General features: G+C 37.0%; 7 protein-coding genes. 4 read left to right on the top strand and 3 right to left on the bottom strand.

Translation table 11 applies throughout. The annotated features are described in order from the left end of the window. Positions 1-8: 8 nt before the first annotated feature. The 3 genes from B0A80_RS16150 to B0A80_RS16140 all read right to left on the bottom strand — a co-directional run bounded on the left by B0A80_RS16150 (position 9) and on the right by B0A80_RS16140 (position 4868). Positions 9-3200, bottom strand: coding sequence for a SusC/RagA family TonB-linked outer membrane protein (locus B0A80_RS16150; protein ID WP_089077939.1), 3192 nt, complete (start codon positions 3198-3200; stop codon positions 9-11). A gap of 812 nt (positions 3201-4012) precedes the next feature. Further along, on the bottom strand, positions 4013-4450 hold the full coding sequence (locus B0A80_RS16145; RefSeq protein WP_070908145.1) for a VOC family protein: 438 nt from the start codon (positions 4448-4450) through the stop codon (positions 4013-4015). Between the two features lie 10 nt (positions 4451-4460). Next, positions 4461-4868, bottom strand: a complete 408-nt coding sequence (locus B0A80_RS16140) for a VOC family protein (protein WP_089077958.1) — start codon at positions 4866-4868, stop codon at positions 4461-4463. A 260-nt stretch (positions 4869-5128) separates the two neighbouring features. On the opposite strand from B0A80_RS16140, the gene B0A80_RS16135 reads away from it, so the two are divergent. From B0A80_RS16135 to B0A80_RS16120, 4 genes are all read left to right on the top strand, one after another. After that, positions 5129-6109 carry a GlxA family transcriptional regulator gene (locus B0A80_RS16135; protein ID WP_017497185.1) on the top strand — a complete coding sequence of 327 codons (981 nt, stop codon included), beginning with the start codon at positions 5129-5131 and terminating at the stop codon, positions 6107-6109. Between the two features lie 203 nt (positions 6110-6312). Further along, positions 6313-7920 carry a class I SAM-dependent methyltransferase gene (locus tag B0A80_RS16130; protein ID WP_089077938.1) on the top strand — a complete coding sequence of 536 codons (1608 nt, stop codon included), beginning with the start codon at positions 6313-6315 and terminating at the stop codon, positions 7918-7920. 710 nt (positions 7921-8630) lie between these two features. Next, positions 8631-10163, top strand: coding sequence for a sulfatase-like hydrolase/transferase (locus tag B0A80_RS16125; RefSeq protein ID WP_089077937.1), 1533 nt, complete (start codon positions 8631-8633; stop codon positions 10161-10163). A gap of 114 nt (positions 10164-10277) precedes the next feature. Then, positions 10278-11309 (top strand): hypothetical protein, encoded by a 1032-nt coding sequence (locus B0A80_RS16120; RefSeq protein WP_089077936.1) that lies wholly within the window; start codon positions 10278-10280, stop codon positions 11307-11309. Positions 11310-11598: the final 289 nt, after the last annotated feature.

Genomic DNA, 11598 nt, shown 5'->3' with positions numbered 1-11598 from the left:
TCGCGTTTTTAAAATTTAAGATTAACATTCAGACTGAAATTTCTGGTAGTTGGTAAAGACAAACTCTCCAATCCCTGAGCATTTCCGGTATTGAAAGCGGTTTCAGGATCAATGTTTGGCGCATCTTTGTAAATAAACAAAAGGTTTCGGCCTACAGCAGTAATACTTGCTCCTTCTAGTCCCAGTCTTCTGGCAAATTTCTTATTGAAATTATATCCCAGTTTTATTTCTCTCAGTTTTACAAAAGTCGAACTGTAAATATAGGCTTCACTAATATTGTAAGATGCTTTATGAAACTCCTGCGCACTAATCACCTGAGTATTTGGGGTTCCATCGGCGTAAACTCCGTTAAATAGAACTCCGTCATCATACACCGTTACTCCATTTGGTGCTCCACCACTCGTTACCAATGTTTTTGGATTGGCAGTACTGTTGCCCGGGTAGTAGTAATTTAAACCTCCGTTTGCTGCATCACGACCAGCAAGTGTCTCAGCCAGTACTCCGGTATATGTACCTGTTCTGTTGGTTCCCGAAAAAATATCTCCGCCTACGCTGGCATCAATAAGGAATGAAAATTCAAGATTTTTATAACTCAAAGTGTTGGTTAAACCTGCTAAAAAATCCGGAGTATAATGCCCTAATACTCGCTTTTGAGGATCGGCTTTAGGTAATCCGTTAGCTCCAACTACTATATTTCCGTTTGCATCACGTTGATACGCTGTACCATAAAGTGCTCCATAAGCCTGTCCTACCGACGCCAATACATCAACACCTCCTGATGTACCAATAGTATAGTTTTGAATTTGTTTGTCATAATCCAAAATCTTTACTTCACTGATGTTTTTTGAATAGTTAACTCCTACATTCCATTTAAAATTCTCCGTTTGAATCGGAGTTCCGTCTAACTGAACTTCAATACCACGATTGTTTATTTTACCCGCGTTGATTAATTGCGAATTATAACCACTTGAAGCCGTAGTTTTTATTTCTAAAATTTGGTCAAAACTGTTCGTATTATAGTAAGCAACATCTAAGTGCAGTCTGTTTTTCCAGAACGAAGATTCTATACCCAATTCCGTAGAACGAGTGGTTTCCGGTTTCAGGTTCTCATTCAGTTTTTTCTTCGCTGAAGTTTGAATTGGATTTCCGTCAAATGCAGTTTGAAAATCGTAAACCGTAGACAATTGATACGGATCTGCATCGTTTCCTACTTCAGACCAGCCTCCACGAAGTTTTAAGAAATCAAGTGTGTTGCTTTTCAGATTGAAAGCATCAGAAACTACAAAACTACCATTGAAGGAAGGATAAAAGTAAGAACGGTTACTGCTTGGTAAGGTTGACGACCAGTCATTACGGGCAGTTACGTTTAAATAAGCATAGTTTTTATATCCAAACTGCGCTGAAGCATAGGCACTGTACACTCTTAATCTTGATAGTGAATTCGATGAAGTCAACGGATCTCTTGAATTCGTTAAGGTATACAAATCCGGTACGGCCAAACGTGGTGCTTTTTGATAATTATTGGCATCACTGTGGTTACGAATATTGAATCCGGCAAGAGCATCCACACTAAAGTCTTCGGTTAGTTTTTTGGTATACGTAAAAATCCCTTCTGTATTTCTTTCGTTTACCGTGTAAGCATCTTCTGCATAAGATCCAAATGGGGTTCCGTTTGTACCATATTTAATGGTATACTTTCTACGATCGTTGTAATAATCAACTCCGGTACGGAATTTAAAATTAAGTCCGTCGATAATTTTGGCATCCAAATGAATATCTCCTATTATACGGTTGCGCTGTTGGCTAGTGGTGTTATAATACGCATTCCAATAGGGATTGCTGTAATAGCTGTTGTTCCAGTTTACCTCTCTGTTGTTCTGAAGCTGATCGATATCTACCTGGCGTCCGAACCAAAGGAACTGCAGCATCACACCAGCGGCACGGTTACCTTGCGGACCACCAGGAAGTGCGGGTGCATCAGTCACAATATAGTTAGCCGTTACCCCTACTTTTATGTTTTTAGAAATTTGGTAATTTGTATTAACCGTAAAGTTTGTTTTATTTGCTTCACTGTTAGGTACTGTACCCAATTGTTTTTGATTGTTTATTCCTAAACGAAAATCTGATTTTTCATCCGATTTAGCTATGGATACGCTATTATCGTAGGTAATACCAGTGTTGAAAAAGTCTTTCACATTATTCGGATGTGCTACGAAAGGTACCGCAACACCATTAGAATAGAACTGTGGAATAAGACGACCGTCTAATTTAGGCCCCCAGCTTTCATCAACTCCATCATTGATTCCGCCACCTTTACCGTCTACATAACTGAACTTTCCGTTTGATCCTTGTCCGTATGAATTTTGAAATTTAGGTAAAGTAGCCACCTGAGAAATTGTGATTCCCGAATTGACGCTTATCCCCAACCCTTTTTGACTTTTTCCGGATTTTGTTGTGATAAGCACTACTCCGTGTGCGGCACGTGATCCGTAAAGAGCGGCAGCATTAGGACCTTTTAATACACTTAAGGATTCAATATCCTGTGGATTTAAATCGGCAATAGCATTTTTAAAATCACGAGTGGTACCTCCGGTACTTCCTAGTTGTGAGTTGTCTACAGGAACTCCATCGACCACAAAAAGCGGCTGATTATTTCCGGAAATGGACGTTTCACCACGAATGATGATACGCGAAGATCCCATATCACCCTGCGAATTGGTAATACGAACACCGGCAAGTTTACCACTAAGGCTGTTTAGAAAATTGGTTTCTTTTGTGTCTGACAATTCCTTGCCCTTAACTGCCTGCGTGGTATATCCCAGAGATTTTTTTTCTTTTGTAATACCAAGTGCCGTAACCACTACTTCTGACAATGCATTCTGTTCCTGAGTAAGAGTAACCACAACTGAATTTTCATTGGCTGTAACTTCCGCTTTTTTATAGCCCAAATAACTTACAATTAGGGTATAAGGAAGTTTTTGCCCGGTTTGAAAGTAAAATTTACCGTCCATATCCGTTACAACCCCGTGAGTAGTTCCTTTAATGTTTATCGAAGCTCCAATAACGGGCTCCTTTGTAACAGCATCGATTACAGTTCCTTCGAGTTTCGACTGGATTAAGGGTTTAACTTCCTGTGCTTTAATACCTGCGGAAATTAACAAAATACATAATCCTATATATCTGTTTAATTTTTTTTTCATTACTTTGTTTTAGTTTAATACATAAGGTGCCCCGAAATCGGATTTTATCCGCTCGTGCTTTCCTTATAGAGATGTACAATTTCTTTAAGCTTCGCCATTTCTGTTCCCGCAGAAATGGTTCTTTTTTTTAACAGCTATGCATTCGTTTCTTCATTTTTTATTATTTTGGATTACTATTTTTTTAATGTATTTATGTAAGATTTCAATCTCAAAAAGGACTTCATCTCACTGAAATTATAGCGTTAGATTAAAAATCACTTTATTGTCTGACTACTTTTAAAGGAAACTTATCTCCTATTAATTCTTATTAGTTAAAAACAGTAGTTACTATTCTTCTCTTTAATCTTCGCTAATCTCATAATTTTATACTCTACCAATTTGATAGAACAAAAGTAAATTAAAATAACGAAAGCCAAAATTTTAACTCTTTTTTTTATATAAAAAATGTTAAATAAATCAGCCTTTTAACGATAAACAACTTAAAATAAAACAGTTAACAAACAACCGTTCTTCCACTTCTGTGTAGGATTTTTTCTAAAGTGATTCTGTAAAGTGCATTCTATTTTATACTTTCTTAAAAAATTACTTCTAACACTTTTATTTAATGTGCTTCAAAATAAGGATCAGTAAAGTAAAAGATGTCGTATATAAACGTTACATTTAATAAACCGGACAGGTTTCAAAAATCTGTCCGGTTTGATATAAAGAAATAAAAAAATGAGACCACCTTTTTGCTTAGGCGTCTCATTAGAAGTTATTAGCTGTTAGAAGTCAATTTATAGCTTTATTCGATTGGGTATAATCATCAAGAATTAATTATACCCAACAGATAAAGATTTTTTTTCTTGGCACGAGTAACAGAGCATCCATTGATGTCCGAACTTATCCGTAAGATTCCCGAACAAGGCTCCATAAAAAGTCCTTTCTAACGGATGGGTAGCCTGACCGTCTTTAGATAAGTCAGCATAAACCTTTCGTGTTTCTTCTTCACTGTCAAACGTGAGCATCATCGAGAATGCATTTCCTTTTGTCAGGTTTTCGGGAGCCATATCCGATCCCATAATGGTAAGAGTATCGCTTTTAAGGGTGGCGTGCAAAATACATTTTTTCATTTTCTCCGGCAGCTCTTCCCCTATTGGTGAATCGGCTATGGTTTGCAGTTCGAGTTCACCGCCAAGACAAGCTTTGTAGAACAACATCGCGTCTCTGCAATTACCGTTAAATGTTAAATAAGAATTAAGCTGTGCCATTTTAATAGGGTTATTGTTGTGGGATTTTCGCCAGATCCATATACAGAACTTCCCAAAGGTGTCCGTCTAAATCTTCAAAACTGCGTTGCTGCATAAAACCATAGTCTTTCGGCTCTGCAGTTTCTTTACCTCCTGCTTTTAAGGCATTATTGATCATTTCATTCACTTCGTCTACACTTTCTACTGACAAGGAATTAATTACCGAAGCTTTCTCGAAAGCATTACCGATTTCTTTATTGATAAACTCACTGAATTTACTATGAGTCAACAACATCACATAAATTTCTTCGGTTAGAACCATACAGGCTGCTGTAGCATCTGTAAATTGAGGATTATTTGTAAATCCGATTGCTGTGTAAAAAGACATTGCTTTTTGTAAATCTGCTACCGGCAGATTGATGAAAATTTTTGTCGCCATTTTGTGTGATTTTTTAATTGTTAATTGATAGTACAAAGATGGAGCAGAAATCACAGAATCCACCTACACAAAAACGACAACAAAAAGGGCATTTACGACAAACTATCTTTATCTTTGAAATTGCATTGAAATCAATTGTTGTATCGCTATGATCCCGGTAAAGTGTTGCATTCAACAGTCAACCAAGTAAAATTAAGGGCTCAGCAACAGTCAGTCAATTGTAAATCGTTTGCCTAATTTGATCTAACCTATAAAAAACCATGATAAAAAAAGTAAGCATTCTTGTTCCTGAAAGTTCGGTTCTGCAGGCAATTGCAGATCCGCAATACTTATTTTCGGCTGTAAATCAATTTATGACCGCCTCCGGTAAAAAATTATTGTTTGATGTACAATTAGTAGGTTTAGAGAAAGAAGTAAAACTTAATAACGGATTGTATTCCGTTAATACCTCTCAGCTCACAAAAGATATTACTGCCACTGATTTGATTGTGATTCCTGCCTTATTTGGAGACATGAAAGCTGCGATTGCTCAAAATCAAGGACTATTACCCTGGATCAGCGAACAATATCATAAGGGTGCCGAGATCGCATCATTATGTGTTGGAGCGTTTTTGTTAGCTTCCACTGGTTTGTTAAACGGCAAAAAATGCTCTACCCATTGGGGATTTCAAAATGAGTTTAGAGAAATGTTTCCCGAAGTAGAAGTCATAGACGGAAGCATTATTACGGAAGAACATCGTCTTTATTCCAGCGGTGGAGCACATTCGTACTGGAACTTATTGCTTCATCTGGTCGAAAAATATACCGACAGAGAGACGGCTATACTTGCCTCCAAATACTTTGCCATCGATATCGACCGAGACAGTCAGGCTTCTTTTGCTATGTTTCAGGGACAAAAGAATCATAACGACGATGCCATTAAACAGGTTCAGAATTTTATTGAAGATAATATTCAGGAAAAAATCACCATTGATGAATTGGCCGAAATGGTATTGCTGGGAAGAAGAAGTTTTGAGAGACGATTTAAAACCGCAACCAACAATTCAGTTTTAGAATACATCAATCGGGTGAAAATTGAGTACGCTAAAAAAAGTTTCGAGACCAGCCGTAAAAATATCAATGAGGTAATGTACGATGTAGGTTATACCGATACAAAAGCATTTCGAACCATTTTTAAAAAAGTAACAGGATTAAATCCGTTGGAATATCGTAATAAGTATAATAAAATGGCGGTTAGCTGATTACTTCTACTTGTTGCCAATCACTTAGTTTAACACCTGGAAACATCGTTTTTTGCTCTAAAAAAAGATGTTTCACTTACTTTGAGGTTCGCAATAGTTATTTGCGAAAAATAGCTATGAGGAAAATCTTAAAATAGCCTCTAAAAAAGTAACGGTCGTAAATTAAAAAATCACTATTTTTAACCAACCATCAACCTTTTTCTATGACCGATAAATCACAACTTCGAAGTTCTATTTTCAGACATCTTGACGGTCTGGCTGTTGCTCCGGTTGCAATTGCGCTACAAAATCATAAAGTTTTAGAGTATATCCTAAATCAAAAGCAAGTACAACTATCGCAGTTAGCTACTACTTTTAAAGCAAATGAAGGTTATCTGAATGTGGGTTTGAGAATTCTGGCCTCTCAGGGCTTTTTAGAGTATGAAGTAGATAATCGAACACAGGAAATAACCATCATCACAAACGAAAAAACAGAAATCGCTTTTTCGCTGTTTCATCTCTATCAGGATGTTGTTGATTTACTCCAATTCTCCGGGCAGTTTCATCCACGACTTTTTGACGACGTACCCTTTGAAAAACTCAATCTTATTTTTGAAAAATATAAAAAAGGATATGGAATATCACCTTCTGATGATCCATTAAAAAACAGTCTTCAGGAGCAGGTTTTAAAACACGTCGAAGGGCATTTGATTGGTCCCACCATTGTACGTCTGGCCATGAAAGGAATGTTTCACAAATACTTTATGGAGACTTCTTTTCAACCAGAAGAGTTTCATAAATCTCCGGAAAACTTTAAAAAAATACTGGACTTTTTTGTACATCTTGGATGGTTCTTAGAAAAAAATGGCAATTATCAGTTTACCGAAACCGGTTTGTTTTACGCTAAAAGAGCCAGTGCTTACGGTGTTACAGTTTCTTATTTACCCACCTTTGCCAAAATCGAAGAATTGATTTTTGGTGATCCTTCAGTTTTAAGAATGATAGCGGATGGTGAAAATGAAATTCACGTAGACCGCGAAATGAATGTATGGGGAAGCGGTGGTGCTCACGATACTTATTTTAAAGTGGTGGACGAAATTATTGTCAGCCTGTTTAATTTACCAATCGAACAGCAACCTAAAGGAATACTTGACATGGGTTGCGGTAATGGTGCTTTTTTACAGCATATTTTTGAAGTTATCGACAGGCAGACTTTACGTGGAAAAATGCTCGACGACTACCCTTTGTTTTTAGTTGGTGCCGACTATAATCAGGCAGCCTTAAAAGTAACCAGAGCCAATCTAATTAAAGCCGACATTTGGGCAAAAGTAATTTGGGGAGATATCGGAAACCCTCAACTGCTTTCGGAAGATCTGAAAGAAAACTACAATATAGATCTTAAAGACCTGCTTAACGTAAGAACTTTTTTAGATCACAATCGAATTTGGAAAGATCCCCAACACATCAACAAAGATAGAATCAGTACGTCTACCGGAGCATTTGCTTACAGAGGAAAAAGAATCAGTAATAACCTCGTAGAAGACAATCTGCTGGAACATTTACAAAAATGGTCTCCATATGTACATAAATTTGGCTTGCTGTTGATTGAATTGCATACCATCAATCCGAAACTTGCAGCCGCTAATATCGGAAAAACTCCCGCAACGGCTTATGATGCTACTCACGGTTTCTCGGACCAATATATTGTAGAAATTGACGTTTTTAATAAAGTCGCAGCAGAAGCCGGATTATTTCCGGACCAATCGATTTTTAAACGATTCCCGGATGCCGATATCGCTACAGTAAGTATCAATTTATTGAAGGGGAATTAAAAACTAAAACTCAAAATTATTATTGTTTTTAACTTTTTGAGTATAATTCATTTTAACACATAGGAACTTAGATTCAACATCTGTAAAAAAGCATTTCGCCTCATTTAAATACACCTAATATCAGGTGGAAGGAATGTATTTTCTTTTTTCTCTTTTAGATTAAAATCTATGTTTCTATGTGATAAATCATTTTTTATCGATTAAACGCAACGCGATATTTAAATATTTTTTTAGTCGTTTAGCATAATTACCCCCTCAGCCTTAGAATTCTTAGTTACACCAATAGTTGTAGTCTGGAAAATTACTGCTCTTTACCTCTATCCCTTATACATAAAAAGAGTCTCTTCAATAACAAAAATATCTGTCTAATTGAAGTCCTTCAGATTATTGAACTCTTTGTACTTTTTAAAAATTAGATAAACTACTACAAAACAGGTATTTATACGTAATTTAAATCTGCTTAGTTATTGTAATTTTATTCTTATTAATCAGATTCAACACTGCACTACAGTATCGTATACAAGCCTTTTGCAATTTATTTTGTTCGAACATTATATTGAAAAAGTACTACTGTCATTCTCTCTTCACACCTCAATTTTATACGATAATCCAATCCCTCTTTTTGAATTATTTCAAACTGACCTATCGATATGAATTACAAATCCATATACCAACAATTATCTATTTATTAACCCCTTAAACCACAAACAATGAACTTAAAAGAAAAACTTAACGAAATTGGCCAAAAGCCGGACATGATTTTAATTATTACTGATGAGCAGCGCGCTACTCAACATTTTCCACCGGGCTGGGAGGAAGAAAATCTTCCCACACTGACTTTTCTAAAAAAGAATGGTTTTAGTTTCGACCGTGCATTTTGCAATACCTGCATGTGCTCCCCTAGCCGTTCGACCTTATTTACAGGTTTATACCCTGCAAAACATGGTGTGAGTCAAACGTTAACTGTAGGCGGTCTGTTGTCGCCTCAGGAGCCTACTCTTAGCAATACATTACCCAATATTATGAATACGCTTTGGGCGGATGGCTATGATGTGCAATACCGAGGAAAATGGCACATGAGTAAAGGTGTTGCTCCTAATGGAACTAAAACCAATTATGATGATTTAACTCCTGCTGATATTTCTTTATTTGGGGCTATGGGCTGGATTTCTCCCGATGCCGGTGAAGATGTGAACCCGCTTAATTTTGGGGGTGGCTACGCCAATCACGACGCCAGATACACTGCCGAGGCTATCCAATATCTAAAAGAAGTGAGAGCACAAAGAGCTACTGGAAATCATAAACCATATTGTTTGATTCTTTCACTCGTAAATCCTCATGATGTATTGGCTTATCCCAATACAGCAGGTACATCAGGATACCATCCGGACAGCTGGCTGACCAGAGAAATAGGACTTCCTGCTACTGTAAACGAAAATTTACTGGAAAATAAAAAACCTATGGCTCAGGAACAAATTCTGATTAATATGGCTTTAAGTCTTGGAGCAATCAATAGTACCGAAGATAAACTGAATTATATTAATTTTTACGGTTATTTGTTAAGTCTTGCCGACAAACAGTTTGGCTATCTGATCGACGAATTATACCGAGAAGATGAACACGGCAAAAAACTCGCCGATTCAGCCTTAGTTACAATGACATCCGATCATGGAGAAATGGGACTCGCTCATGGCGGATTACGTCAGAAAACTTTTGTTGCTTACGAAGAAGCTTTAAGAGTTCCGCTTGTTATATCTAATCCGATATTATTTAAAGATCATCCAATCAAACAATCTATGGCCTTAGCAACCTTAGCAGATATTTTTCCAACTTTTATTGATATCGCCAACATATCCAATCCGCCAACAGGACTTGCTGGTACCAGTTTACTGCCAATAATGCAGGACAACACTCCTGTTCAGCACAGTATTTTGTTTACTTACGATGATATCAAAGCAGGTTCTAATAGTACCTGGACGATCGTAAGAGCTGCGAATCGCATTCGATGTATCAGAACCGAAAAATGGAAATTTGACTATTATTTTGATGCTGCTACGGCCTACTTCAAACAGTATGAGCTGTATGATTTAGTTAATGATCCGTTGGAAATCACCAATCTTGCCTACGATCCGGCTTATAGTGAAATCAGACACGAATTAGAAGAACAACTGCATCAGCTGGAGGTTGAAAAACTTTGGGTAAATGCACCAAAAGATGTTTATAGTACGACAACGTTTAACTAAAAACAGTTGCAGGACACAGTTCCAAAAAAGTATAAAACAATAACCCGTTGGGTGAAATTGAACAAAATTTAATTTTTCCCAACGGGTTAAAACAACAATCAAAAAAGAAAAATTATGTCAGAAAATATAAATCTGGAAGTCAATACAGCAAAGTATACGGATTTCAATTATCCTAATGCCGGAGAAACCAGCATACAAGGCGTAAGAGGCGTAACAGGATCGGAGAATGTGTACATTTCAGGCAGTTTAATAGGCCTTAATGATATCGTTCAGGGCTTAATCTATGAAGGGCCGCTTAATGGAAGCGGCAATCAGGGCAAATGGAACATTGTAAATTTTCCAAGTACACCAACAGCAACGGTTATCAATACCTCTTGTTACGGCCCTAATAACGGACATCAAGGCAAAGTACAAATAGTAGGCTCCTATAAAATATCTGCCTCTTCCGGTAAAGCTCCAAGCGGAAATCTTGGTTTTTATTATGAAGGTCCGGCGGATGGTTCAGGAACCTGGATTCAGGTGTCACCAAATGACGGTAATACCAATAATGTATTTGTTCATAGTATAATGGGCGGAATCGCCGTTGGAAATTATGATGTAGAGAATGATAAGAATGGATATGCATTCTTATATGATGTTGTTACTAAAGAATACATTGATTTTAAAGTTCCCGATTCCTTAACGACTACTTTGTACGGTATCTGGCACAATGGCGGTGATCATTATACTATGGCAGGCGGTTATTCGAGTGCTAAATTAGGGGAAATAAGCCAGGCTTTTCTGGTCGATTATAATTCCAAAACAAAGCAAACGAGTAATTTAAAATCGTTTAGTTATAAGAATGAAACGATTTTGTCTGTAGTTACACATTTTGAAGGTATCACTGCATCCAAAGACAATGGCTATCATATGCCGTCTGACTGGATTAGTGTTAACGGAAAAGATATGGGAGCTTCCTTTGTTGCTGTAAACCGAAATTCAGATGGCACATTTGGAGAAGCCAACTGGATAGATATTGATTTTCCGAATGCAGATAGTACAAGTGCTAATACAGCTTATCAAAATAGTATTTTAGGCGTTTATACGGTCAAAAATGATTCGGGTACCGTAACAGTGTCTTCGTATGTTGCAAAAGTTCATCCTTGAAAATAGAGCAATAATCATCTAAGTTGGAAATTTTAACGCAAAGCACGCTAAGAATTTTAGCTGCATACACTTAGAAAAATAAAGTTCGCAAAGCTATATCTGGACAAAGCTTTGCGAACTTTGTGCTTTTCACATAAAACCTTGTGCATAAAAAAACTTAGCGCACTTTGCGTTAAATATCAAAGTATATCACCCCATTTGAAGCTAAAAATTTTAACGCTAAGCACGCGAAGAATTTTAGTTGTATGCACTTAGAAAGGCAAAGTTCGCAAAGCTATACTTAGACAAA

Source organism: Flavobacterium tructae (assembly GCF_002217475.1).
GTDB classification, from domain to species: domain Bacteria; phylum Bacteroidota; class Bacteroidia; order Flavobacteriales; family Flavobacteriaceae; genus Flavobacterium; species Flavobacterium tructae.
Note: the sequence above shows the minus strand (reverse complement) of the source record. Positions and strands in the feature narration are given on the sequence as shown.

Excerpts from the sequence above, each read along its gene's own strand:
- B0A80_RS16150 (WP_089077939.1), bottom strand. The coding sequence starts at position 3,200 with ATGAAAAAAAAATTAAACAGATATATAGGATTATGTATTTTGTTAATT.
- B0A80_RS16145 (WP_070908145.1), bottom strand. The coding sequence starts at position 4,450 with ATGGCACAGCTTAATTCTTATTTAACATTTAACGGTAATTGCAGAGAC.
- B0A80_RS16140 (WP_089077958.1), bottom strand. The coding sequence starts at position 4,868 with ATGGCGACAAAAATTTTCATCAATCTGCCGGTAGCAGATTTACAAAAA.
- B0A80_RS16135 (WP_017497185.1), top strand. The coding sequence starts at position 5,129 with ATGATAAAAAAAGTAAGCATTCTTGTTCCTGAAAGTTCGGTTCTGCAG.
- B0A80_RS16130 (WP_089077938.1), top strand. The coding sequence starts at position 6,313 with ATGACCGATAAATCACAACTTCGAAGTTCTATTTTCAGACATCTTGAC.
- B0A80_RS16125 (WP_089077937.1), top strand. The coding sequence starts at position 8,631 with ATGAACTTAAAAGAAAAACTTAACGAAATTGGCCAAAAGCCGGACATG.
- B0A80_RS16120 (WP_089077936.1), top strand. The coding sequence starts at position 10,278 with ATGTCAGAAAATATAAATCTGGAAGTCAATACAGCAAAGTATACGGAT.